This is a genomic window from Paenibacillus sp. GCM10027629 (assembly GCF_042676425.1).
Classification (GTDB): domain Bacteria; phylum Bacillota; class Bacilli; order Paenibacillales; family Paenibacillaceae; genus Paenibacillus_K; species Paenibacillus_K terrigena.
Genome location: NZ_JBHTGZ010000010.1, coordinates 1 through 26,264 on the forward strand (window position 1 = coordinate 1; position 26,264 = coordinate 26,264).

At 49.4% G+C, this 26,264-nt stretch carries 23 protein-coding genes, 2 rRNA genes and 1 riboswitch; of the genes, 24 read left to right on the top strand and 1 reads right to left on the bottom strand.

Features of this window, described 5'->3' with window-relative positions:
- The 24 genes from ACFQZR_RS19475 to ACFQZR_RS19590 all read left to right on the top strand — a co-directional run.
- Positions 1-80 (top strand): 23S ribosomal RNA (locus ACFQZR_RS19475); the annotation flags it as partial.
- Between the two features lie 66 nt (positions 81-146).
- A 5S ribosomal RNA gene (gene rrf / locus ACFQZR_RS19480) occupies positions 147-263 on the top strand.
- 456 nt (positions 264-719) lie between these two features.
- A complete protein-coding gene (locus tag ACFQZR_RS19485; RefSeq protein ID WP_379348988.1) occupies positions 720-2,210 on the top strand; it encodes an FGGY-family carbohydrate kinase in 1,491 nt (496 codons plus the stop codon).
- 43 nt (positions 2,211-2,253) lie between these two features.
- Positions 2,254-2,982, top strand: coding sequence for a response regulator (locus ACFQZR_RS19490; RefSeq protein WP_379348991.1), 729 nt, complete (start codon positions 2,254-2,256; stop codon positions 2,980-2,982).
- The gene (locus ACFQZR_RS19495; RefSeq protein WP_379348993.1) at positions 2,979-4,094 is read left to right on the top strand and encodes a sensor histidine kinase; all 1,116 of its coding nucleotides are present in this window, start codon (positions 2,979-2,981) and stop codon (positions 4,092-4,094) included. The genes ACFQZR_RS19490 and ACFQZR_RS19495 overlap by 4 nt, the downstream gene beginning before the upstream one ends.
- Positions 4,095-4,197: 103 nt before the next feature.
- On the top strand, positions 4,198-4,977 hold the full coding sequence (locus ACFQZR_RS19500; RefSeq protein ID WP_379348995.1) for an ABC transporter ATP-binding protein: 780 nt from the start codon (positions 4,198-4,200) through the stop codon (positions 4,975-4,977).
- Positions 4,949-6,886: an ABC transporter permease gene (locus tag ACFQZR_RS19505; RefSeq protein WP_379348997.1), complete on the top strand. Its 1,938-nt coding sequence runs from the start codon at positions 4,949-4,951 to the stop codon at positions 6,884-6,886. Before ACFQZR_RS19500 ends, ACFQZR_RS19505 begins: the two co-directional genes overlap by 29 nt.
- 43 nt (positions 6,887-6,929) lie before the next feature.
- On the top strand, positions 6,930-7,208 hold the full coding sequence (locus ACFQZR_RS19510) for a DUF1294 domain-containing protein (protein ID WP_379348999.1): 279 nt from the start codon (positions 6,930-6,932) through the stop codon (positions 7,206-7,208).
- 51 nt (positions 7,209-7,259) lie between these two features.
- Entirely contained in the window at positions 7,260-7,694 is a 435-nt protein-coding gene (locus tag ACFQZR_RS19515) for a universal stress protein (RefSeq protein WP_379349001.1), read from the top strand.
- 314 nt (positions 7,695-8,008) lie between these two features.
- Positions 8,009-10,156: a DNA topoisomerase III gene (locus ACFQZR_RS19520; protein WP_379349003.1), complete on the top strand. Its 2,148-nt coding sequence runs from the start codon at positions 8,009-8,011 to the stop codon at positions 10,154-10,156.
- Between the two features lie 103 nt (positions 10,157-10,259).
- Positions 10,260-10,360: riboswitch (purine riboswitch) on the top strand.
- 250 nt (positions 10,361-10,610) lie between these two features.
- Positions 10,611-11,096: a 5-(carboxyamino)imidazole ribonucleotide mutase gene (gene purE / locus ACFQZR_RS19525; RefSeq protein WP_379349006.1), complete on the top strand. Its 486-nt coding sequence runs from the start codon at positions 10,611-10,613 to the stop codon at positions 11,094-11,096.
- Positions 11,093-12,274, top strand: a complete 1,182-nt coding sequence (gene purK / locus ACFQZR_RS19530) for a 5-(carboxyamino)imidazole ribonucleotide synthase (RefSeq protein WP_379349008.1) — start codon at positions 11,093-11,095, stop codon at positions 12,272-12,274. The genes purE and purK overlap by 4 nt, the downstream gene beginning before the upstream one ends.
- Entirely contained in the window at positions 12,275-13,570 is a 1,296-nt protein-coding gene (purB, locus tag ACFQZR_RS19535; RefSeq protein WP_018758438.1) for an adenylosuccinate lyase, read from the top strand.
- A gap of 24 nt (positions 13,571-13,594) precedes the next feature.
- Entirely contained in the window at positions 13,595-14,476 is an 882-nt protein-coding gene (locus ACFQZR_RS19540; protein ID WP_379349011.1) for a phosphoribosylaminoimidazolesuccinocarboxamide synthase, read from the top strand.
- A gap of 258 nt (positions 14,477-14,734) precedes the next feature.
- A complete protein-coding gene (locus tag ACFQZR_RS19545; RefSeq protein WP_379349013.1) occupies positions 14,735-15,166 on the top strand; it encodes a hypothetical protein in 432 nt (143 codons plus the stop codon).
- Positions 15,167-15,409: 243 nt separating this feature from the next.
- Complete coding sequence (gene purS, locus ACFQZR_RS19550; protein ID WP_314588382.1) at positions 15,410-15,655, top strand: phosphoribosylformylglycinamidine synthase subunit PurS; 246 nt, start codon at positions 15,410-15,412, stop codon at positions 15,653-15,655.
- 4 nt (positions 15,656-15,659) lie between these two features.
- On the top strand, positions 15,660-16,349 hold the full coding sequence (gene purQ / locus ACFQZR_RS19555; protein ID WP_379349016.1) for a phosphoribosylformylglycinamidine synthase subunit PurQ: 690 nt from the start codon (positions 15,660-15,662) through the stop codon (positions 16,347-16,349).
- The gene (gene purL, locus ACFQZR_RS19560) at positions 16,327-18,570 is read left to right on the top strand and encodes a phosphoribosylformylglycinamidine synthase subunit PurL (protein WP_379349018.1); all 2,244 of its coding nucleotides are present in this window, start codon (positions 16,327-16,329) and stop codon (positions 18,568-18,570) included. The genes purQ and purL overlap by 23 nt, the downstream gene beginning before the upstream one ends.
- Complete coding sequence (purF, locus tag ACFQZR_RS19565; RefSeq protein WP_379349020.1) at positions 18,555-20,048, top strand: amidophosphoribosyltransferase; 1,494 nt, start codon at positions 18,555-18,557, stop codon at positions 20,046-20,048. Before purL ends, purF begins: the two co-directional genes overlap by 16 nt.
- Before the next feature lie 65 nt (positions 20,049-20,113).
- Positions 20,114-21,160 (top strand): phosphoribosylformylglycinamidine cyclo-ligase, encoded by a 1,047-nt coding sequence (gene purM / locus ACFQZR_RS19570; protein ID WP_379349441.1) that lies wholly within the window; start codon positions 20,114-20,116, stop codon positions 21,158-21,160.
- Entirely contained in the window at positions 21,160-21,774 is a 615-nt protein-coding gene (purN, locus tag ACFQZR_RS19575; protein WP_379349022.1) for a phosphoribosylglycinamide formyltransferase, read from the top strand. Before purM ends, purN begins: the two co-directional genes overlap by 1 nt.
- Positions 21,775-21,793: 19 nt before the next feature.
- Positions 21,794-23,341 carry a bifunctional phosphoribosylaminoimidazolecarboxamide formyltransferase/IMP cyclohydrolase gene (purH, locus tag ACFQZR_RS19580; RefSeq protein ID WP_379349024.1) on the top strand — a complete coding sequence of 516 codons (1,548 nt, stop codon included), beginning with the start codon at positions 21,794-21,796 and terminating at the stop codon, positions 23,339-23,341.
- A 220-nt stretch (positions 23,342-23,561) separates the two neighbouring features.
- Positions 23,562-24,827, top strand: a complete 1,266-nt coding sequence (gene purD, locus ACFQZR_RS19585; protein WP_379349026.1) for a phosphoribosylamine--glycine ligase — start codon at positions 23,562-23,564, stop codon at positions 24,825-24,827.
- 326 nt (positions 24,828-25,153) lie between these two features.
- On the top strand, positions 25,154-25,333 hold the full coding sequence (locus tag ACFQZR_RS19590; RefSeq protein ID WP_379349028.1) for a hypothetical protein: 180 nt from the start codon (positions 25,154-25,156) through the stop codon (positions 25,331-25,333).
- 56 nt (positions 25,334-25,389) lie between these two features.
- Here the strand turns inward: ACFQZR_RS19590 and ACFQZR_RS19595 are convergent, their stop codons facing one another.
- Entirely contained in the window at positions 25,390-26,064 is a 675-nt protein-coding gene (locus ACFQZR_RS19595) for a phosphatase PAP2 family protein (RefSeq protein WP_379349030.1), read from the bottom strand.
- Between the last annotated feature and the right edge of the window lie 200 nt (positions 26,065-26,264).

Here is a 26,264-nt window from a genome sequence, read left to right on the forward strand (position 1 = left end):
CGACGAGGTTGATAGGTTGGAGGTGGAAGCGCAGCAATGTGTGGAGCTGACCAATACTAATCGGTCGAGGGCTTATCCTAAACATAAAACGCAAATTTATTTCGCATCCGGTTTTCAGAGATCAAAAAATCTCTGCTAGAAATTCGTTTGGTGTCGATGGCGGAGGGGTTCCACGCGTACCCATCCCGAACACGACCGTTAAGCCCTCTAGCGCCGATGGTACTTGGACCGCAGGGTCCTGGGAGAGTAGGACGATGCCAAGCAGCAAGACCGCTGTTGAGACTCAGTTCTCGATAGTGGTCTTTTTTGTGTCCACATGTGAATAACTTGTATGGAGATGCAAAGAGTTATCCCATGTGGATAATAGGTTCAAATTCCTTCAATCCACAGCTAAATAGCTGACTATCCACGGTTTGCTCCACATTTCGTGGTTTTTCCTCATTCAAGCATGAGTTATTATGCACAATTCCCTTGTTTATCCACGGGTTCATCCACATCACACACAGCTTATACACGGCATGTGAATGGCGTTGTTTTCGCTCGAATATTTATCCACAGTTCATAAATGTTAGATTAAATGTGTCAAAACGAAAATATGAAGTGCATCTTCATGCGATTTGCGATATCCTATTGTTATTGTGTTCAAAAGCATAAGTACAGAGAACTCTATTAAATAACATCCAGAATATGTAAATTACAAGTTTGATGAGGTGCATGACATGTTGATGATCGGGATTGACGTAGGGACAACGAACAGTAAAGTAGGCGTAATGGACGCGAAAGGTAAAGTGCTTGCAATTGCTAGCCGTCCGACAATTTCATATATGCATGAAGAAGGATTCTCGTATTATGATCCCGAACAGATGTGGGACGATATTACGGGTATGATTCAAGAAGTTACAAGCAATGTTGATGCAGCACAAATTGCTTCGATCGGAATCACGAGTATGGCCGAGAGCGGGCTGATCCTTAATGAGGAGACAGGCAAACCGCAATCGATATTCGTGCCATGGTTCGATACATGTTCACAAGATCAGGCACGCCATATCGCAGCCGAATCCGACGCAATGGAACAGTTCACGAAGTCTGGATTAAATCTATCTTTTAAACTGGGCTTGGCCAAAATTCTCTGGATTCGCAGTCGCAACCCACAAGCACTTGAACAAGGGAAGTGGTTGACGGTATCCGGTTATATTGCATACCGCTTATCTGGTGTGATGGCTTGCGACTATACATTAGCTGCACGTACGTATGCATTCGATTTGAATACGAAATCATGGGATCGCGCGTTCATCGCTCATTTTGGCGTAAATCCAAACTTATTCCCAGAACTGGTTCCAAGCGGAGTACCTCTGGGTAAAGTTACGGATGAAGTACGTACACTTGGATTGCCTGCTCATACGGTCGTAGCGATCGCAGGACATGATCATGTCAGTGCAGCGCTTGCTGTTGGGGCAATCTCTTCTGGAGATGTATACAACTCCATGGGAACGGCCGAGACTTTAGTAGGGATCATCTCTGAACGCAAACTAGGTGCTGAGGAATATCACTCCGGGTTGTCCTACGGGGTCCATGCAGTTCCTGGGCAGTATTTCTGGATGGGTGGGAATTCGTCTTCTGGCGGCTCGGTTGAATGGATCCGGAAGGTTATCGGCGTCAATACATTAGACTATATGACGATGAAGAATGAAGTGGCTTCCTGCCTGACAGGACCTACAGGCATCCTCTATTACCCATATCTCTCAGGATGCGGAGCACCGACACCGGACTCAGGCGCCAAAGCAGCATTTATCGGCTTATCCAAAAGTCATGGCCGTCCACAAATCCTTAAGGCATTGCTCGAAGGGACAGCCTATCAACAGGAATACATCCGTAGAAGCGCAGAACAAGTTACAGGTCAGCACATTCATCAAGTGCGTGTGATTGGCGGCGGAACGCGTCTTGAGCCATGGATGCAGATCAAAGCTGCGGTATCAGGTGTCGAATTGATCTTACCTGAAGTTGATGAAGCTGCCGTGCTTGGCGCAGCCATGATTGCTGCCATTGGAGCGAAGCAATATGCGAATGCGGAAGAAGCGGTCGCAGCGATCCAGCAAGAAGCCAGCCTAAGACGTGTTAGCTACGCCGAAGAAGAGCATCAAGCGTATCAACAATTCTATACGGATAAATTCGTTCCGATTCAAGCAGCGCTTAGGAATTGGGAATTATAAGACAGCACAGCAGAATATAATTGCAGAAAGAGGATGACACGCGGTGTATCGAATTCTTATTGTTGAAGACGATGACAAGATTGCAGCCATTCTAAAAAGGAATTTAGAAAAGTATAACTACGAAGTGATTCGTGGATTGAATTTTGACCAGGTTAAGCAGGAAGTGATCGAGCATGAGCCGCATCTTGTGCTCTTGGATATCAATTTACCGCATTTCGACGGGTATTATTGGTGCCGCCAAATTCGTACCGTATCCAATGTTCCGATTATTTTCGTTTCTGCTCGAACGAGCAATATGGATCAAGTGATGGCGATCGAAAATGGCGGGGACGATTTCATTACGAAACCGTTCGATCTGGATGTCGTCCAAGCCAAAATTAAAGGTACTTTGCGTCGAATTTATGGTGAATATGCTCCTTCGCAGGCGGCGGATCAAGAATCGGAGGAAGATAAGCTTCTTCTCCAATATCAAGGATTGCAGCTTGATCGAGGGAGGAACATCCTGTCTTGGCAGGATCAGCGCACGGAATTGACAAAGAATGAAAGTCTTCTTCTTCAACGACTGTTGTCCACACCAGGAATCATTGTCAGTCGGGAAGAGCTGTTAGAGCTCTTATGGGATGATGTGCAATTCGTGGATGATAATACGCTCTCTGTGAACGTAGGACGTGTACGGAAGAAGCTTGAGGAACTGGGCATTAAGGATGCCGTCGATACGATACGCGGACAAGGGTATCGGTTCGTTCAAGAATGGGGGAAACCGCAGTCATGAGACGCATGGTTCTGCAGGTTCTTCGTTCTTATCTAAAGGATCGTATTGTCCTTATTTTCACGTATTACGTGGGTATCCTTCTTACGGTGATCTTAAGTTGGCTAGATATATTAGGTCAGGGTCTCGGCTTCATGAAGTCGGAGAACCTGATCTATTTGCTTATTTTATCGACATTCATTCTCGGTCTCGGACTTACATTTGATTTCATGCGGCAGCGCAGATTCCTTATGACGATGGTTCAAATGAGTAACAATACGAATCCTGACCTGCAAGAGATCATTGGAATGGCTTCGGGGACAACCGAAGAACAGGAATGGACGCATGGGGCGCTACATCATCAATATCGGGCTTACATGGATCAATTGAACGCATTGCAGCTGAATCAGGAGCAGCAGCATCATTTTACCAACCAATGGGTGCATCATATGAAGACACCGGTGTCTGTGATTGATCTGCACATTCAAGAGACGAAGAATAGTGAGCAGTTGGAAGAGACGAAGTCTGCTTTGACGAGTATCCAAGAGGAAAATGAACGGATTCGCCTCGGACTCGAAATGATGCTGCATACGGCCAGATTGGACAAATTTGAATTTGATCTTCATGTACAACGTATCGACCTGATTGCATTGGTTCGCCAAGTCATTAATGAGCACAAAAAGGCATGCATTCATGGCGGGATTTTTCCGAAAATCGAGTGTGATGAACCGCTGATCGAAATCGAGACAGATGAGAAGTGGATGCGGTTTATATTAAACCAATTAATCATCAATGCAATTAAGTATTCCAAGCTGAAACCGGGTACGAAGCAGCTTACGATTCGTGCAGCACGCTCAGAGGACAGTGCGGAGACGATCTTGCGAGTCATCGATACGGGAATAGGGATTGCGGCACATGATTTGCCTCGTGTGATTGAGCCGTTCTTTACAGGAGAGAATGGTAGAAAAGGACCGGAGTCGACAGGGATGGGATTATTCTTGGTGCATGAGGTCATCCAGAAGCTTGGTGCGCAGATTGCATTCGAATCTACGGAAGGTGAAGGTACGACGGTTACGCTCCGCTTCCGATCCACAGGGATCTACCATGAAGTATTGAAGAAGCCAATCTTTCAATAATGTAAGAAATCGGATTTGAATTTGCAAGACGGATCAATAGGTGATCATGATTGTTTTCCATATAATGAGAAACATAAGGAATGAATAATGGAGGGGACAACTCATGACCGTTCTACAAGCAGAGCAGTTATGTAAAATATATGGTTCGAGCAAGAGTGTTCAATATCGAGCGTTGAATAATATCGGGATTAAGATCCAAGAAGGGGAGTTCGTTGGGGTGATGGGCCCCTCAGGCAGCGGTAAGACAACCCTGCTCAATATCCTTGCGACGATCGATAAGCCTACGTCAGGCCGCGTATATATTAATGGCAAGGATCCCGCAACGCTCAGCAATAAACAGCTAGCAATATTTCGCCGCAGGGAGCTCGGATTTATTTTTCAAGATTTCAATCTGCTGGACACGCTATCGATGAAGCAGAATATCATTCTACCGCTTGCCCTTGAGAAGATGCCGGCTGCTGAGACGGATAAGCGACTACAGGCGATTGTTGAGCTGCTGGGAATCACACATATTCTTGATAAAAGAACGTATGAGGTGTCCGGGGGTCAGAAGCAGCGTGCGGCGATCGCACGTGCGATGATTCATACGCCATCGATTATTCTCGCTGATGAGTTAACGGGCAATCTCGACTCGAAAGCCGCGAAAGATGTGATGGAGTCTCTGAAAGATCTGAATCAAAAGATACGTGCGACAATTTTGATGGTCACGCATGATCCTTTTGCCGCAAGTTATTGTGATCGGATTGTATTTATTAAGGATGGGAGCTTCTTCTCGGAAATTCGTCGCGGCGCGAACCGCCCAGCGTTCTTTCAGCAGATATTGGATGCGTTAAGCGTGTTGGGAGGCAATTTCGATGACCTTTCGCGAACTCGCCATTCATAATATTAAAGGCAATTGGCATCGTTATGGGGCTTATTTCTGGAGCAGTGTCTTCTCTGTGATGGTCTTCTTCATCTATGCGTCGTTCCTCAATCATCCAGACATTATCCACGGCGTGATGCGTGCCGCGAAATCCGTGAAGAACAGTCTTATCATCTGCCAAGTCATCGTGATGGTCTTTTCTTTTTTTTTCGTCCTCTACGCGATTACGTCATTTATTCGGACCAGGAAGAAGGAATTCGGTTTATTCAGCTTGTGTGGGATGACGTCAGGGCAGTTAAAATGGATGATCCTCCTGGAGAATATGTTGATCTCAACGCTTGCGATCTTGGTCGGCATCGTGTTCGGGCTGATGTTCAGTAAGCTATTCTATATGGGGATCGGGGTGCTGATTGGCAGTGAGCTACCGCTTCGATTTGCGGTGTCGATGAAGGCGGTGCTGCAGACGGCTCTCGGGTTCACCCTTTTGTTCTTGACGATAACCGTCTATTCCATTTTGAAAGTCGGTCGCGCAGAGATTATTGAACTGATTCAGGCATCGCGACAGCCCAAGAAGCCGCCGATTGCGTCGAAATGGCTGCTCCTCGTCACGGTGCTCAGCCTTGGTGGATGCTACTACATGGCTTATATCATGTCTGCGCAGACAGCTCTCGTCTTCTTCATGCCCATTATGACGCTGGTGATGATTGGGACGTACTTCTTGTATACCCAAGGCAGCGTTGCGATTCTGAACCGACTGCAGCGAAGCCGCCGAATCAGTTATCATGGGACGAACCTCGTCACGCTCGGTCAACTGCTCTTCAAGGTTAAAGATAACGCACGTGTCCTATTCATGGTCTCTATTCTGAGTGCAGTCGTGTTGACGGCGTCCAGTACGGCCTATATTATGGACCGGCAGACGTATGCGCAGTTTAAAAATAATTTTCCGCAGACCTATAGTTATATTGAGCAAGGACTGAATACGCATCAAGTTGCGAATCCACAGGATATCGTTCGCGTGCTTCAGGAGAGTGGGCATACCCTGAGTTATAAACTGCATACAGCAGGGTTCAAGGTCCGGTCCGAGCTGCTGAACTATCCGGGGGGGCAGAGTGAGCAAGATAATTTCGTCATTTCAGCGCGAGATTATAATGAGGCCGTATCCCATATAGGAAAACGGTCGATCCAGGTGGAGAAGGATCATGCCGTGCTCGTACTGCCTTTTGATGATATGGGTGCTTATCAAGCCGTGCAACCGGGGGAGGTCGTGAAGAGCATACGAAGTGACGGCAAGCCGCTCATACTCACCGTGGATGAGCAGCGCAGCGGGTCGCCTTTCTCCAGACACTCGGGATTCTCTCAGTTTCTTGTCATGAATACGGAGCAGCATGATGCGGTGATGCAAGGGATCGCTGATCAGGACAAGTTCGTGAACTATGCCTTCGAAGTGAAGGATTGGGAGACGATTACGGATCAGACGAATGGGAAAGTGATGGCTCTGGTAAAGGATAAAGCTACGTTCGATAGTCGTTTGACCTACTATTTGGATGTGAAGCAAACCTCGGGGATTACCTTATTCGTCGGTATCTTCGTAAGTCTATTATTCGTGATCGCGACAGGGAGCATTCTCTATTTCCGCTTGTTCACCGAGATTGAAGAAGACCGGGAGCATTACCGAGCCCTCGCTCGCATGGGTATGACCGTGATGGAGATGAAACGGGTGGTGAATGCACAGGTGGCGATTCTGTTCTTCCTGCCGTGCATTGTCGGATTAATTCATTCCGCCTTCGCCATGAAGGCGCTTGGCAATCTGTTATTCATAAGCACATGGGGGTATGCTTCTATTGTGGCTGGTATTTTCATAGGCGTTCAATTTGTATATTTTGTGGCAGCTAAGCGAAACTACCTTCGTCGCGTGATGGGAGAGCTCTAGTGTGATATAATAGAGGCAGCAGGTACGAGATTTGGGGGATAGGATGAATTCATTACAGATTGTCTTGTGTGTGGTTTACCTCTTGATGAATATCATAAGCTACCAAGTGATGGCGGCGGATAAAGTCCGGGCCAAGAAGCACAGGCAGAGAGTGCCTGAACGTACTTTATTTACGCTTGCGGCGCTTGGTGGTGGATTAGGTTCCATGCTTGCGATGCAGCGTAAACGGCATAAAACGAAACATTGGAGTTTTCGTCTAGGTATGCCACTATTATTTATTGTGAATGTGATTGTATATGGTTATCTATTTCAGGCGGTATAATAAACTCCCGAATCCTTTCTGCTTAATTCACACTGGAAGAGAGTGATAGGTATGTTATTCAACAACGTGTTAGTGCCTTATGATGGAACAGAACAATCGAGGAAAGCACTTGAATCTGCGATCGACATGCTTAGGCTTAATCCAGCGGCGAAGCTCTTCGTACTGCATGTCTATGACTTCAAGAAAATGTACATGGCGGATTCGGTGCTAACGGTACCTGTCAGCGTGAACATGGAGCAGTATGAGATTGCGGAACAAATTGTTGAAGAAGCGAAGCAGCGGGTTGCATCCCTTGCGAATGAGACCCATGTAGAGCTCCAGCAAGGTACACCTGCGCAGATGATTCTTGAGTTTGGGAAGAAGCATGCCATCGACTTCATCGTCATTGGCAGCAGAGGCTTGCGCCCGATCGGTGAATGGGTACTCGGTAGCGTCAGCCACCATGTGGTGCAGCATACGCAAGTACCGGTCCTGGTTATAAAATAATAAACGTAAATCACACAAGCTGGCGTCTGTTTATCAGGCGCCAGCTTGTTATGTATAACCCCAGGCTAATGCTATAATGGTGGGGATATGATTGCTTATGGTTGAAAAATTTCTAAGTTCAATAGGGGTCAAAAAGTTGACTTATCAGCACCGAGAAGGTTACTTGAAGTTGAAGAAAGAGGAGCGGAGTTTAGGAGTAGCCTAAATGAGCACCGGAGTTCAAAGCTGAAAGTAAGATTCGATGTCGATACGACTTCATGAGTTATCTTCGTGTTCATAAGTTAACCTTTTGACTTCCATTAAAGGAGTAGGGAATGAAGACATTAGTGTTGGCTGAGAAGCCCTCCGTAGCGAGGGAAATAGCAAGGGTGATGGGAAGTCACCAGAAGCATAAGAGTTATTTTGAGGGTCCGAAGTATATCGTGACCTGGGCTCTCGGGCATTTGGTCGGCCTGGCGGAGCCTGAAGATTATGACGTGAAGTACCGGACATGGGAGCTTGAGCATCTACCGATCATGCCGGAGAAGATGAAGTTGAAGGTGCTGCGCGAGACATCGCATCAATTCAAGGCGGTCCAGCAGCTTGCAGGTCGTCAGGATGTGGCGGATCTCATCATCGCGACGGATGCGGCGCGTGAAGGGGAACTGCTCGCACGATGGATCATGGCGATGGTGAAATGGAAGAAGCCGTTCCATCGGCTCTGGATCTCTTCACAGACGGACAAGGCCATCCGTGAAGGGTTTGCGAACTTGAAGCCTGGATCACAGTATAACCGTCTGTATGAGTCGGCACGCTGCCGTGCTGAGGCGGATTGGCTCATCGGGCTCAATGTGACGCGTGCGCTCACCTGTAAATTCAATGCGCAATTGTCGGCGGGCCGTGTGCAAACGCCATCGCTCGGGATGATTATGGATCGGGAGAATGAGATTCGTAACTTCCGTTCTGCGGAATATCATACGCTCCAAGGGGAGTTCGATGGTTTCCAGGCACAGTGGCGGCCACGCGGAGGTCAGGGTGACGGCCGAATTTTCGAACCGAATCAAGCTGAAGCTTTGCGCGGCAAAGTGGACGGGAAGAAGGGCAAGGTCACCTCGGTGAAAAAATCCGAGAAATCGGAGCCGCATCCGCTTGCGTATGACCTGACCGAATTACAACGGGATGCGAATAAGCGGTATGGCTTCTCTGCGAAGCAGACTTCGAACGTACTGCAGAGACTGTATGAGCAGCATAAGCTCGTGACGTACCCGCGTACGGATTCTCGTTATCTATCCAGTGATATGACGGACACGCTGCCAGAGCGTATTCGCTCGGTTGCTGTTGGGCCTTATGCCGCGATGGCCAAGCCTCTCTTACGCGGCAAGCTGGCGATCACGCGTCGTGTGGTAGACGATTCGAAAGTATCTGATCATCATGCGATCATTCCGACCGACCAGACGGTCATTCTGAACGCGTTATCGAATGAGGAGCGGAAGCTCTATGATCTGATCGTGAGACGGTTCTTGGCTTTATTTTATCCGGCGGCGAAGTATGAATTAACGGCCTTAACGATCGATGTTGAAGGCGAGACGTTCACGACGCGTGGCAAAACAGTGATTCAGAGCGGTTGGCGCGAAGTGTATGGACAAGAAGATAGCTGGGACGATGATGAGGACGAAGCGGGTGCCGGGCGTGAGGATGATCGTACGGGTACACAACTGCTGCCAAGTTTGCGTGATGGAGAAACGGTTCAGTTGAAGCGGGCGAACCTCCGTAAAGAACGGACACAGCCTCCGAAGCGGTATACCGAAGCATCGCTGCTCGGTCAAATGGAGAAGTACGGTCTCGGAACGCCTGCGACACGCGCGGATATTATTGAGAAACTCGTCTCAAGCGATACGATCGAGCGTCAAGGTTCTTCGCTGCATCCGACGGGAAAAGGCGTTCAGCTCATCGAGCTTGTAGCTAGCGAATTGCGGACACCAGAGCTTACAGCGAAATGGGAGCAAGAGCTTGAGAAAATCGCACGTGGTCAAGGCGGTACCGAGCCATTCATGAAAGGGATTCGCCAAATGGCGGAGAGTCTAGTGAGTGGTGTGAAGACAAGTGATGCTGCGTATAAACCGCATAACTTGCTGAATAGTCGTTGTCCAGAATGCGGCGAGAAGATGATGGAGAAGAAGGGGAAGCGCGGTAAAATGCTCGTCTGCTCCAGCGGGGACTGCAGTTATCGGAGATCCGGCGAGAAGCAGCTTTCCAATCGACGTTGTCCACAATGCCACAAGAAGATGGAATTGAAGGATGGGAAAGCTGGCAAGTACGTACAGTGTCTCGGTTGTAATGTCATCGAAGTGCTGGATGGCGAACGCGGCGGTCGCGTGAATAAGCGGGAGCAGCAGCAGCTCGTGAAACAGTTCGAGAAAAAAGAATCGATGGGCTCAAGTCTGGGCGATGCATTGCGCGCGGCGCTTGAACGAAATGAGTGAATTGTCTGAAAATACGAACTTTAATTTAATGTAAACATTTAAATGTTCGTCTTTAAGTTGACATCTCATGTAATGGACTGATAATATAGGGATATAAAGTGGCGAGCCACGAATAAAATGATCTCGTATAATTATGGGGATATGGCCCGAAGTTTCTACCCAAAGACCTTAAATTTTTGGACTACGAGTGAAAGTTGTGCATCTGGCGAAGACAGTATTGAAATATGGGTTATTGCTGTCGAAATGAACTGTCGATTGATGCGGGATTGGCGCTCTGTGAGTGGGATGCTGTTGCGAATCGACGGTGACGCGAGTGTACAAGACTCTTTCATTTAATTATTCCTAAAAAAAGGTCCGAAGATAGAACAATGTGTACGGTTGTTTACGTATACGCCTATCCGAGGACCTTATTCATTTTCATACATTACTGAATCGATAGAAAGTGGGTTATGACATGTCAGTACAAGTAGGCGTCATTATGGGCAGTCAGTCCGATTGGGAGACAATGAAGCATGCATGCGACATGCTGGATGAGCTGGGGATTACGTATGAGAAGAAAGTCGTATCGGCTCACCGTACGCCGGACCTGATGTTCCAATATGCGGAGAGCGCTGTGGAGCGCGGATTGAAAGTGATTATTGCTGGCGCAGGAGGCGCAGCGCATCTCCCAGGTATGGTAGCAGCGAAGACGATTCTTCCCGTGATCGGCGTACCTGTAAAGTCGTCTACCTTGAATGGTCTCGATTCCCTTTTATCGATTGTACAAATGCCGGGGGGCATTCCGGTTGCAACGGTAGCGATTGGCAATGCCGGCGCGACGAATGCAGGGCTGCTTGCAGCGCAAATCATCGGCGCATTTGATCCAGCGGTGCAAGAACGGGTGCAAACGCGTCGTGATGCAATTCGTGATCATGTGCTCGAAGGCAGTGATTCCTTATGATGGAATCGAGAGTGAGTACATCGCGTGAGAAAATCATTGCCACGGGTTCAACGATTGGTGTCCTTGGCGGCGGGCAGTTGGGACGGATGATGGCATTAGCGGGAAGCAATCTAGGCTATCGATTCGTGACACTGGATCCGATGCCGGATGGACCTTGCGGGCAGATCGCGGAGCAGATCATCGCGAACTACGATGATAAGGATGCAGCGAGACATCTCGCAGCGAAAGCGGATGTCATCACGTATGAATTCGAGAACGTAGATGCTGAAGTTGCGGCGATGCTGATGGCAGAATCTTATGTGCCGCAAGGCAGTGAATTGCTCTATACAACGCAGCATCGTCTGCGGGAGAAACGGGCGATTGAAGCCGCTGGTGTACGAGTTGCTCCCTATGCAGAGATTACGAGTGAAGAGGATCTTCGCACAGCGGTGGAACGGTTCGGATTGCCTTGTGTATTGAAGACGGCAACAGGCGGCTATGATGGCAAAGGGCAATGGGTCATTCGTTCGATGGATGAAATCCCCGAAGCTTATGCAACCCTCGCGGCTGCGAAGACAGAGCTTGTGCTTGAACAATTCATTCGGTTTACGAAGGAGTTGTCCGTCATTGCAGCGCGAAGCCCACGCGGTGAAGTGAAGGCTTTTCCGGTGGCAGAGAATATTCACGTGAACAATATTTTGCATCTATCGATTGTTCCCGCTCGGGTGTCGTTCGATGTACAAGATCAAGCGGAAGCGTTGGCGATACGAATTGCGGAATCGATGAATGTCGTCGGATTGATCGCGGTGGAGTTATTCTTAACGGAAGATGGCGAATTATTCGTAAATGAATTAGCCCCAAGACCACATAATTCAGGGCATTATACGATGGAGGCCTGTAGAACCTCGCAGTTCGAACAGCATGTGCGGGCCATTTGCAATTTACCTCTTGGAGACACAAAGTTATTGACACCTGTCGTTATGGTCAATGTGCTAGGAGAGCACGTTGAACCGCTGCTTGCGCATATGGCGCAGGAAGATGAGGCGGCTGTGGCATTTAATGTAGCTCCGAAAGTTCATCTATATGGGAAAAAAGAAGCGAAAGAAAAACGGAAAATGGGCCATGTGAACGTCTTAGTAGATCACTTGGATGACGCCCTCGCATGGATCGACAAAACACAAATTTGGAGGAATCAATAAATGTTAGAACGTTACAGCAGACCGGAAATGAGAGCCATTTGGACGGAAGAGAATAAATTCAATTCTTGGTTAGAGGTTGAAATCTGTGCTTGTGAAGCATGGGCAGAGCTTGGTGTCATTCCGAAGGAAGATGTTGCAGCACTTCGTAAAGGTGCAAGCTTCAATATCGATCGGATCTATGAAATCGAACAAGAAACACGCCATGACGTCATCGCGTTCACGCGTGCCGTATCCGAATCCCTAGGCGAAGAGCGCAAATGGGTGCACTACGGACTAACTTCGACAGACGTTGTCGATACAGCGCTTGGTTATGTTTTGCGTCAAGCGAATGAAATTATCGAGAAAGACATTGTCCAATTTATCGACATTTTGAAAAATAAAGCTCTTGCATACAAACATACGCCGATGATGGGCCGTACGCATGGTGTGCATGCCGAGCCGACTACCTTTGGTCTTAAGATGGCACTCTGGTATGAAGAAATGAAGCGTAACTTGGAGCGTTTCCGTCATGCGGCGAACGGCGTGCAATACGGTAAAATTTCCGGTGCTGTTGGAACATACGCGAATATTGACCCCTTCGTAGAGAAGTATGTATGTGAGAAATTAGGAACAACTGCTGCTCCAATCTCGACGCAAACGTTGCAGCGTGACCGTCATGCAGAATATATGGCGACACTTGCGTTAATCGCGACAAGCTTGGATAAATTCGCAACGGAAATTCGCGCCTTGCAGAAGAGTGAAGTGCGTGAGGTAGAAGAAGCATTCGCTAAAGGCCAAAAAGGATCTTCCGCGATGCCGCACAAACGCAACCCAATCGGCTGCGAAAATATTTCCGGCCTTGCGCGTGTCATCCGCGGCTTCATGGTATCTGCTTACGAGAATGTGCCGCTCTGGCATGAGCGCGATATCTCGCACTCCTCGGTTGAACGTGTGATTTTGCCGGATGCGACAATGCTCTTGAACTATATGTTGAATCGCTTCGGTAACATCGTGAAGAACTTGACGGTGATGCCAGAGAACATGAAGCGCAACATGGAAAGAACGTATGGCGTACCGTTCTCGGGACGCGTGATGACGAAGCTGATCGACAAAGGCATGAGCCGTGAGCAAGCGTATGATACGGTTCAACCGCGTGCGATGCAAGCATGGGAAGAGCAACGCAGCTTCCGTGAGATTATCGAAGCAACACCTGAAATTGCAACCGTGTTAAACGCCGAAGAAATCGCGGATGCATTCAATCCAGCTTGGCATTTGAAGCATGTCGATACGATTTTTGCTAACTTAGGCTTGGAATAGAAGAGGGAGAAGGGGAGGAACAACGTGTCTGTCAGAGCGATTTCGACTGCTGTTGATCTAGTTAAAGCGCCGCTGCTCTATAAAGGGAAAGTGCGCGAGTTGTACGATCTTGGGGAACATTATTTAATCGTCGTGACCGACCGCATTTCCGCTTTTGACTATGTACTGGAGCCGGCGGTTCCTGAGAAGGGAAATGTACTCAATCGCTTGGCGGCATTCTGGTTCGAACAGACGGCGGCAATTGAGCCGAATCATGTCGTTCATACGGATGTCGAGAAACTAGGGGATTTGGTGACCGAGCCTGCAGCATTGAAGGATCGCATCATGGTTACCAAAAAAGCAGAACGTATCGATATTGAATGTGTCGTGCGCGGGTACATTACAGGTGGCGGATGGCGACAGTATCAGCAATCGGGTTCGATTAACGGGATCACATTACCGCAAGGGATGAAGAAGAATGAGCGCTTCGCAGCGCCAATCTTCACGCCGGCTGCGAAAAATGATGTAGGACATGATGAAGACATCTCATTCGATCGTATGAAGGAACTGGTCGGCGAAGAGTTAGCCCATGAACTGCAAGTGAAGAGCCTCCAGCTCTACACCTTCGCACATGCTTATTGCGAGCAGCGCGGCATTATCCTCGCGGATTGCAAGTTCGAGTTCGGCTTGATCGACGGCAAGGTGATATTGATTGATGAGTTGTTTACCCCGGATTCCGCACGGTTCTGGGCGAAAGAAAATTATGCATTGAACATCGAGATTGACAGTATGGACAAAGAGCCTGTGCGCACGTATCTGGCGAACAGCGACTGGGATAAGAACAGCGTGCCGGATCCGTTGCCGGCTGAAGTGGTGGCGGAGACGACGCGTCGGTACCAGGATATTTATCGTCGGTTGACGGAGTAGATTGGAATGATGATGAAATCAGTGGGTCGGGGAGGGGTGTCACTCTCCAGCCGCTTCTTGTCCGCCCTTTGCTTTGATTAGATAGTAGGTGGCAAAGGGCTCCCAAAGAGCGGACGTAGACTCTTCCGAGTGACACCCCTCCTCCTATTGAATTTCATCATCATTGCCTGTGCCGTCCCCCTCACGCAGGGGAGGGGGCAGGGGTACACCGTTCAGCCAGAGGCGAGAACGGTGTCATGCGAATGACGCTGGAAGCGAGTGCGCCGAGAATCGGTCGCACGGCAAAGCGAGAAGCGTATGGCAGTTGCTGTTCAGGCGAAGCAGAGAACGGCTTCTGTGTCTAGCGGAGCCAAGCTGAGAGCGAGTGCGCTGAGAATCAGCCGCACGGCAAGCGAGAAGCGCTGGGGAGTAGCTGTTCAGGCAAAGCCTAGAACAGCCCCGCGTCTAGCGGAAATCGCAAGCAGCAAGGGCGCCGAGCATCGGCCGCACGATGAAGCTGCAAGCGTAGGGTTTATACAAGGAGTAGAGCGTGTGCGCCGGGGTTGCCAGATGCAACCCCAACGCACAGTAGCGCTCCTAGCACAGGGTATCGACCGAGGCAAGCCCTTACGCATCTCCACCGATAGATTTGAAGTTACTAGATTCGCACGCATGGCAAGCGTATGTGGGACGATGTTTCGGTCGTGCTAGAAGCACGATCGAAACATCGTCCCACATGGGAGCGATCATTGCACACAAGCAGATAGATTCCGCCACAGTCAGTCATTCGGCCGATTTCGGGGTCCAGGGGCGTAGCCTCTGGGGTCCCCTTTCCAGATGGAAGGGGGATTTAGGGGGATGGCAAAAAGGTTTTTTAAAATAAGGCCCCCTGCCCAAGGGAATAAACAATCTCCATTTTTATCAATAATTTTTCACTCTAGGAGGAAATAATCGATGTTCAAAGCAACCGTGTATGTCACTGTGAAGGAAAACGTATTGGATCCGCAAGGCGTTGCCGTTCAAGGCGCACTTCATTCCATGGGATTTAGTGAAGTAAGCAAGGTTCGAATCGGAAAGTATATGGCGTTCGAAATCGATACGACAGATCGCGCGGAAGCAGAAGAACGCGTGCGTCAAATGTGCGAAAAACTGTTGGCGAATACGGTAGTGGAAGACTATCGCTTTGAATTGGAGGGTTAAGGGAATGAATTTTGCAGTTCTCGTATTTCCAGGTTCCAACTGCGATATCGATTGCTATAAAGCAGTGGAACAGACAGTTGGGCAGCCGGTTGATTACGTATGGCATACAGCGACGGACTTATCCAAATATGATTGCATCTTGATTCCTGGTGGATTCTCCTACGGTGACTACCTACGCAGCGGCGCGATTGCACGCTTCGCACCGGTTATGGCTGAAGTGGCGAAGGCTGCAGCAGCAGGTAAATATGTGATGGGGATCTGCAATGGGTTCCAAGTATTGACGGAAGCGGGATTGCTGCCGGGTGCACTTCGCCGGAACATGTCTTTGAAATTCCGCTGCCACTCGACAATTCTACGTGTAGAGAACAATAAGACAGCTTTCACGAACCAGTATGAAGTTGGCGAAATGATCGATATTCCGATCGCGCATGGCGAAGGCAACTACTATTGTGACGAAGCAACGCTTGAACAATTGAAGAAGAACGACCAGATTATTTTCCGCTATTCGGATAACCCGAACGGCTCCATGGAAGATATCGCAGGGATTTGTAACGAACAGGGTAATGTCCTGGGTCTTATGCCGCATCCAGAGCGCGCAGTGAATCAGCTGTTAGGCTCGGAAGACGGTAAGAAAATGTTTACATCGATTTTGAATGCATGGAGGGAACAACATGACGCAGCAAGTATCGGCTAAGGAGCCAACAGCACAGCAAATCGCTGATCAGCAAATTTACAAGCAATTTGGCGTATCCGAATCCGAGTACGCATTAATCTGTGGATTTCTAGGCCGTCAGCCGAACTATACCGAGATTGGTGTATTCAGTGTCATGTGGTCAGAGCACTGCGCATACAAGAACTCGAAACCGCTGCTTCGCCGCTTTCCGGTAACCGGAGAACGTGTCCTGATGGGACCGGGCGAAGGCGCAGGGATCGTCGACATCGGCGACAATCAAGCGGTTGTATTCAAAATCGAAAGTCACAATCACCCTTCCGCGGTTGAGCCGTATCAAGGCGCAGCGACAGGGGTGGGCGGGATTATCCGCGATATTTTCTCGATGGGTGCAAGACCTGTTGCCCTATTGAATTCTCTACGTTTCGGGAAACTAGAATCCGAACGTGCGAAATATTTGTTCGAGCATGTCGTGTCTGGGATTGCGGGATACGGGAACTGTATCGGGATTCCTACCGTTGCAGGGGAAGTGATGTTCGATGAGAGCTATGAAGGCAACCCGCTCGTCAATGCCATGTGTGTGGGTCTCATCGATCATGATAAAATTCAACGCGGCGTTGCCAAAGGGATTGGGAATCCAGTGTTCTACGTTGGTCCTCCAACAGGACGTGACGGGATTCATGGCGCGACATTCGCATCCGAGGAATTGACAGCTGAGACGGAAGCCAAACGTTCGGCGGTACAAGTCGGCGATCCATTTATGGAGAAGCTGGTTATGGAATCAACATTGGAATTAATTAATGCCGGTATCGTTGTCGGTATTCAAGATATGGGTGCAGCAGGCTTAACTTGCTCTAGCGCAGAGATGGCGAGTAAAGCAGGGAACGGCCTCGAGCTATACTTGGATGAAGTGCCGCAGCGCGAGCCGAACATGACGGCGTATGAAATGATGCTGTCCGAGTCGCAAGAACGGATGTTGTTCGTGGTTGAACCGAAGGACGAAGCGCAAGCGATGGAGATCTTCGAACGTTGGGGCGTTATTTGTGCCAAAGTCGGTAAAGTAACCGATGATGGTCGTCTGCGTCTGATCCACAATGGCGAAGTGGTCGGCGATATGCCAGTGCAAGCACTTGTTGACGAGTGTCCGGTATACAACAAACCATCGGCTGTTCCTGCGTATTACACAGCGAACGAGAGCATCGATACAACGCGTTATGAAGAAGTGACGGACTTGAACCGTGCATTAGAGCAAGTTCTTGCTTCCCCAACGGTAGCAAGCAAAGAGTGGGTCTACAACCAATATGACCACATGGTTCGTACGAGCACAGCGGTTCGCCCGGGTTCGGACGCAGCAGTTGTTCTTGTAGACGGCACGCGCAAAGGGCTTGCAATGACAACGGACTGTAACGGTCGTTACGTCTATCTTGATCCTGAGGTAGGCGGACGCATCGCGGTCAGTGAAGCGGCTCGTAACATCGTTTGTTCCGGTGCTGAACCACTAGCGATTACGGATAACCTCAACTTCGGCAGCCCGGAGAAACCGGATATTTTCTGGCAAATGGAGCGTTCTGTAGATGGCATGGCTGAAGCTTGCCGTGAGCTCAATACGCCGGTTATCGGCGGAAATGTCAGCTTGTATAACGAGAACAAGAGCGGCGCGATCTACCCGACACCAGTCGTCGGGATGGTAGGGCTTGTACACGATACAGATCATATTACAACGCAAGCATTCAAGAACGAAGGCGACGTGATCTTCCTACTTGGAGATACGCAAGCAGAGCTTGGCGGCAGTGAGTTCCAATACGTCGTTCACGGCGTAACCGAAGGCAGACCGCCGCAACTCAATCTGGCGACAGAACGTACATTACTCCACACGGTGCTTGGCGCGATTCAGCAGGGACTTGTGGCATCGGCGCATGATTTGTCCGAAGGCGGTATTGCCGCAGCCGTAACAGAGAGCTGCATTAGCGGCAACATTGGCGCTTCGGTAAATTTCGCAACAGAATTACGCCCGGATTTCGCATTATTCAGTGAGAGCCAATCCCGCATTCTATTAACAGCATCTTCATCACATGCTGAAGCGTTGGCGACTTATGTGCGTGAGCAAGGGGTACCTGTTCAGCAAATCGGAACCGTGCAAGGCAGCGATCTAACCATCACGGTGAACGGCAAACCTGCAATCGCAGCTCCTGTATCTCAATTTGCGAAGGTTTGGAAGGATGCGATTCCATGTCTCATGAAATAAATGCATCTGAGACCACTCCGAAGTTGTGGGTAGGCGAGTACTACAATGAGGGTATGGGTCGAGACGATATTTTTGACAAGTTAAAAGAGGAATGCGGCGTGTTCGGGGTGTTCGGTCACCCCGACGCAGCATCCTTGTCGTATTATGGCTTGCACGCTCTTCAGCATCGTGGTGAAGAGAGTGCGGGGATCTGTGTCACAGATGGCGGCGACTTTAACTATCACCGCGGAATGGGACTTGTGAAAGAGGTGTTCGATAAAGACCTTTTAGCGTCCTTGATCGGCTCCCGGTCCATCGGTCATGTTCGTTACTCGACATCAGGCGAGAGTAAGCTCGCCAACGCGCAGCCGCTTGTGTTCAAGTACCGTGACGGAGATCTTGCGATTGCGACGAACGGAAATATTGTGAATGCGAATCAAATTCGTCGTGAACTCGAGTCTTCGGGTTCGATTTTCCAGACATCGAGTGATACCGAAGTGCTCGCGCATCTCATCGCGCGGTCATCCAAGGATTTCGTCACCGCGACGAAAGAAGCGCTTCAGAAGCTGGTTGGAGGTTTTGCGTTTCTCATCATGACGAACGACAAGTTGATCGTTGCTTCTGACCCGAACGGGCTTCGTCCGATTACGATGGGGCGTCTCGGCGATGCGTATTTGTTCGCTTCGGAGACATGTGCATTCGAAGTCGTTGGCGCAGAGTTGATTCGCGATATCCAACCCGGAGAAATGCTTATTCTGGATAGCACAGGCATGAAGGAAGATCGTTATACCGAGATGCAGCGTCGTTCGTTATGCGCGATGGAATACATCTATTTCTCCCGTCCGGATACGGATTTGAACGGTTCCAATCTTCACGCCGCGCGCAAGCGGATGGGCAAGAAGATGGCGCAGGAATCCTTCGTGGATGCGGATATCGTCACAGGCGTACCGGATTCCAGTATCTCGGCCGCGATCGGTTATGCCGAGGAGACAGGGATTCCTTATGAATTAGGGCTGATCAAAAATAAATATACAGGCCGTACGTTCATTCAACCGAGTCAAGAGCTGCGGGAGCAAGGCGTGAAAATGAAGCTGAGCGCCGTACGCAAAGTCGTGGAAGGCAAGCGCGTAGTCATGATCGATGATTCGATCGTGCGCGGGACAACGTCTCGTCGCATCGTCAACTTGCTGCGGGAAGCGGGTGCGACAGAGGTCCATGTACGGATTACATCGCCACCTTTTAAGAATCCATGTTTCTATGGAATTGATACCCCGAGCCGCAAGGAATTGATCGCTTCCTATCAATCGATTGATGATATTCGTAAGGAGATTAATGCAGATTCGCTCGCTTTCCTCTCCAAAGACGGATTGATCGAAGCGATTGATAGCTACTCGACGAATGAGATGAATGGCGGATTGTGCTTGGCTTGTTTTGACAATGATTACCCGACAGAAGTGGAGTTTCACGGGACAGAGAAATTCGGTTGCGGATGCGACTGATTGAATAGATAGATCGAATTGTGAACGATAGGATTGACCACCAGATTGTAAAAGGAGTGTACATGATGTCCTCAGAAGCCTACAAAGAAGCTGGCGTCGATATCGCAGCAGGAAATGAAGCAGTCGAGCGTATGAAGAAGCATGTCAAAAGAACGTTCCGTCCAGAAGTGATGACAGACCTCGGAGGATTCGGCGGTTTGTTCGGATTGAACAAAGATAAATACGAAGAGCCTGTTCTCGTATCGGGTACCGATGGCGTAGGGACGAAGCTCAAAATTGCATTCGCAATGGATAAGCACGATACGATCGGGGTGGATGCGGTCGCGATGTGCGTCAACGATATTATCGTTCAAGGGGCAGAGCCGTTGTTCTTCCTTGATTACTTAGCTTGTGATCGTGTCGTTCCGGAGAAGATCGAGGCGATTGTCAAAGGGATTGCGGATGGCTGTGCGGAGTCGGGTTGTGCGCTAATTGGCGGTGAGACGGCAGAGATGCCGGGCATGTATGCCGAAGGTGAATATGATATTGCAGGCTTTACGGTCGGCATTGTCGATAAAAAGAAGATCATTGATGGTTCTACGATTGCTCCTGGCGATGTCGTGCTGGGTCTGGCATCGAGCGGTGTGCATAGTAATGGATTTTCGCTTGTTCGCAAGTTATTGCTGGAGAAACACGGTTATCAATTGACCGATGCGCTGCCTGAGCTAGGTGGGGCAACACTCGGTGCAACTTTGCTCGAACCAACGAAGCTTTATGTGAAGCCGGTTCTGAAATTGATTGAAGAAGTGAAAGTTAAAGGGATGGCTCACATTACAGGTGGCGGATTTATTGAGAATATTCCGCGTATGCTGCCGACAAACGTGAATGTGAACATCGAATACGGCACATGGCCGATTCTACCGATCTTCCAGCTCATGCAGGCGAAGGGCGAGATCACGAATCGGGATATGTTCACCACCTTTAACATGGGGATCGGCATGGTGATCGTGGTGTCTGCAGATCAAGCAGAAAAAGCGGTTGCTGCGCTGGAATCGCAAGGTGAGCAAGTTTATCGTCTAGGTACCGTTACTGAAGGAGAGCGTGTGGTTACCTTCACAGGAGCGGACGTGTAATGGAACGATTGCGCATGGCGGTGTTTGCTTCCGGGAACGGGAGTAATTTTCAAGCGCTGGTCGATGCGATTCAAGAGGGACAGCTCCATGCGACGATGGAGCTGCTCGTCTGTGATAGACCAACAGCGAAAGTCGTTGAGCGCGCTGAGCAGGCCAGTGTTGACACCTTCCTGTTCCATCCGAAGCAGTATGCGAATCGCGAAGCGTATGAAATGGAGATCCTGAAGCAGCTGGAGGAGAAACAGATCGATTTGGTTGTGCTGGCGGGTTATATGCGAATCATAACAGAAACGCTCGTGACGCCTTACTATGGTCGACTGATCAATATTCATCCCTCATTGCTTCCCGCCTTTCCAGGGAAGGACGCCATCCAGCAAGCGCTAGACTACGGAACGAAGGTGACGGGGGTCACGGTTCATTTCGTCGATGGCGGGATGGATACAGGCCCAATCATTGCCCAGCGTGCTGTCGCAATTGATGAGGGAGCACATAGTGAGGACGTTACTCAGTCGGTTCAACGCATTGAACGTGAACTGTATCCGCAAGTGGTGCAGTGGTTCTGCGAAGGCCGCATTCAACTAATAGATCGAATTGTTCAAATCAATCATTCATAGCATGAGGGAGGAATCAGACGTGGCTATTCGTAGAGCGCTGATTAGCGTATCGGATAAGACGGGGATTGTAGATTTTGCACGTGAGCTTGCAGCAGCAGGGGTTGAGATTATTTCGACGGGTGGCACGAAGAGCTTGCTCGAGAAAGAGAACGTTCCAGTCATCGGAATTTCCGAAGTAACAGGATTTCCTGAGATTATGGATGGCCGTGTCAAAACATTGCATCCAGCGGTTCACAGCGGATTGCTCGCGGTGCGTGATAATGAAGAGCATACGGCGCAAATGAAAGAGCTTGGGCTTGATTATATCGATATCGTGGTCGTGAACTTGTATCCGTTCAAAGAAACAATTGCGAAACCGGGCGTCTCGTACGAGGATGCGATCGAGAATATCGATATCGGCGGACCGACAATGCTTCGCTCAGCGGCGAAAAACCATGCGTTCGTGACGGTGGTTGTGGATGCAGCGGATTATGCGAGCGTGATCGAGGAAGTGCGTGCAGGCGGCGACACAACACTAGCTACGCGTAAACGTCTTGCGGCCAAAGTATTCCGTCACACAGCTGCTTACGATGCACTCATTTCGGATTATCTCTCTAAGCAAGTGGGCGAGCCATTGCCTGAGACATACACCGTGACGTATGAGAAAGTTCAAGATCTTCGCTATGGGGAGAACCCACATCAGAGCGCGGCGTTCTATCGCAAACCACTAGCTGGACTCGGGAACATTACAACGGCAGAACAGCTTCACGGCAAAGAGCTATCTTACAACAATATTAACGACGCAAACGCAGCGCTCTCGATCGTTCGTGAATTTGACGAGCCTACGGTTGTTGCTGTTAAACATATGAATCCTTGCGGCGTAGGGATTGGTACGACGATTCATGAAGCGTATCAGAAAGCATACGCGGCTGATCCAACATCCATCTTCGGTGGCATTGTCGTGGCGAACCGTGTCATCGGCGCAGAGACAGCGACGCTGCTCGGCGAGATTTTCCTCGAGATCGTCATGGCACCAGACTTCACACCAGAAGCATTCGATATCCTAGCGAAAAAGAAAAACATTCGTCTGCTGAAATTGGGCGAGTTCTCCGCTTCAACGGATCGCAAGACAGAATTCGCCGTGACATCGGTCGATGGCGGAATGCTTGTTCAAGAGACTGACATTCGCCAATTGGACGAATCCGATCTGAAGGTTGTAACAGACCGTCAACCGACGGCTGAAGAGTTGAAGCAATTGTTGTTCGGATGGAAAGTTGTGAAACACGTGAAATCCAACGCAATCGTACTTGCCAAAGACGACATGACCATCGGCGTAGGCGCAGGCCAAATGAACCGTGTTGGCGCGGCGCGTATTGCCATCGAGCAAGCGGGCGAGAAGGCGCAAGGCTCTGTGTTAGCTTCCGACGCATTCTTCCCGATGGGCGACACCGTTGAATTGGCTGTCAAAGCAGGCGTAACCGCGATCATCCAACCAGGCGGATCGATCAAGGATGAGGAATCCATTCGTGTGGCGAATGAGCACGGCATTGCGATGATCTGCACGGGTGTGCGTCATTTCAAGCACTAAGATCATTAAAGTTTATATAAGTAAAATGAAGGTTTAAAAAGTCAACTTTTCAGCATCGAGAAGGTTGCGAGAACCTGAAGAAGGAGGAACGGAGTGTAGGCGAAACCTACATGAGTACCGGAGTTCGAGGGTGAACGCAAGATTCGATGTCGATTAGGCTACTTGGGTTACTTCGTGATCAAAAGGGGACTTTTTAAACGACCTATTGGAGGTGAGCGGGATGCGTGTTATGGTAGTTGGCCGCGGCGGGCGTGAGCACGCGATCGTGTGGGCCTTGAAGAAAAGCGAGAAAGTGAAGCATCTCGTCTGTGCGCCGGGTAATGCAGGAATTGCGCAGCTTGCCGAGTGCGTCGATATATCAGAGAGTCAGTTCGAAGAGCTTGCGCAATATGCGCTTGATCATGCGATCGACCTTGTAGTCGTCGGACCAGATGATCCGCTGGCAGCGGGAATTGTCGATGTGTTCGAAGCGAAGGAGATTCCGGTCTTCGGGCCGCGCAAGAATGCAGCGATTATCGAAGGCAGCAAGACATTCATGAAGGATCTGCTGCGCAAGTACAACATTCCGACAGCCGCATATGAGAAGTTCGATAACTACGAGGATGCCCTTGCCTATTTGCGTCAGCAGTCCGCACCGATTGTCATCAAGGCGGACGGATTAGCAGCGGGTAAAGGCGTGATCGTCGCGCAGACGATGGAAGAAGCGGAGCAGGCACTGCAAGAGATGATGGTCGGTAAAGTATTCGGCAATGCCGGGAACCAAGTCGTCATTGAAGAATTCATGGCAGGCCAAGAAATGTCGATCCTCGCCTTCGTCGATGGAGAGACGGTTCGTCCGATGAGTCCGGCACAAGACCATAAACCGGTCTATGACGGAGATAAAGGACCGAATACAGGCGGTATGGGGACGTATTCACCACTGCCGCATATTCCGCAGTCCATCATTGACGAGGCGATTGAGACGATTGTGATTCCGACAGCCAAAGCGATGGTCGCTGAAGGTCGTCCATTCCGTGGCGTCTTGTTCGCAGGTCTAATGATTACGCCGGATGGCAAGCCGAAGACGGTGGAATTTAATGCACGCTTTGGCGATCCTGAGACGCAAGTGGTGCTGCCGCGCCTGAAGACGGATCTCGTCGATATTTTCTTGGCCGCTGTGAACGGAACCTTGCATGAGCTTGAGATCAAATGGAGCGAAGAAGCGGCGGTATGTGTCATCTTAGCTTCGGGAGGTTACCCGGCATCGTATCCGAAAGGATTGCCGGTGAAGGGGCTGGATGAAGTGCAGGAAGCGCTCGTGTTCCACGCGGGGACGGCAACCAATGAACAGGGGCAATTCGTAACGAACGGTGGCCGCGTATTTGGGGTTGTAGGCCTCGGAGCGACGATTGCTGAAGCACGTGCCAAAGCATATGCCGATGCCGATCGGATTCAGTTCGAAGGCAAGCAAAATCGTTCGGATATTGCGAATAAAGCGCTCGTCTAGTCAAGATCACTCTCTGCGGAACAATTGAGTGCGGTTCTTATACACGTAGATAGCAGCATACAGAACGATGAGAATCAGTGAAATTGGCAGCCAATATGCACGTAGAAAGTCTAGAAAAGTCATAGTCGACGGACGCTCCTCTGTGAACTGGGAATTGCCCCTATTGTTACCGATCCGGGGCATAACTATCCAGAGAACGTAGTTGATCGGTTGAAGCTTAAGCAGATGCTTAAGCTTTTTTTCTTGTCTCATGCATAGAATGTGGGACTCTTTTGCCACACTAGCGAAGAAGCAATGAACAGCATGCTAAAGTGGGGTGATGGAGAATGGAGCGTTATGACGTGAACTACGGCGAGCAGGATGAGTCGGTACAGGCCGCTCAAGAGGTTCAGAGTACAGCGGATGCGACGAATGCTGTTACCTCGGAAGTGGACCAAGCAGGTGTAGAAGTCAATCACAACGATACGAATTTCTTGTTGAAGCAATTCTATGGGATGTACGAATAAGGTTATAGACTTACGCGATGTCCTGGGACAAAGCCAATGGATCTGACAATTACACGTCAGGGCATTGGCTTTTGTTGTTCACGGACATGACGTACAGTAACCGCAGGCCGATAGCCAAATAACTGGCGGAGCAGCAGGGCGGCGAATCGAAAGACGATTTCTGCGAGGATGATCGCACCGACCGCATCCAATAGAGCATGCTGTTTGACGAAAAAGGTTGAAGTGATGATCGACCATGAAATCGCACCAATAATCATTTTGACGGAGGAGGGGATGGCATGACATGATCGAGCACCGATCCAGAGTAAATAGCTTGTTAGCACATGAATGCTGGGGAAGCAGTTATACGGACCATCCAGCGTATAGATCCCTTTCACCATTTGAATGAGTATCCCATTATTGTGAAGTTCGGGCCTTGGTACGGTCGTCTGAAAAACATAATAAATGAGGTAGCTTCCTATCAGTCCGAGGATGACCGCGAGCAGCGTCTGGTAATAGATAGAGCGATTTTTAAGGCATAACAGGACGAAGACCCCAATCAGGAAGGGATACCAGAGCACATAGGGAATGATGAAGACCGGGAGGAACGGGATCGCATTGTCGAGGTCTGTCATGAGATTGTATACTTGCTCTCCGCCGTGGTTCAGCACCATGTAGAAGATATTTAGCACAGGAATGACGAGCAACCAGAGGAGCGGGAGCAGGGATTGCAGACGAGTGTTTCGTTTCACAATAGATTCTCCTTTTTTGCATGCCGCAGCACGTTGATGAATTTATCGTAACGGGAGAATCTGTAGATTCGGCAAAGAGATAACTAAAGAAAGTCTGAAGATATAGACCGCCGCCAAAAATCATTCTAGATCTGTCCCGTTGACAGTGCTAAGAGGTTCATGATAATATGATTTTAATAATTCATAGTAAGTTTATCGGA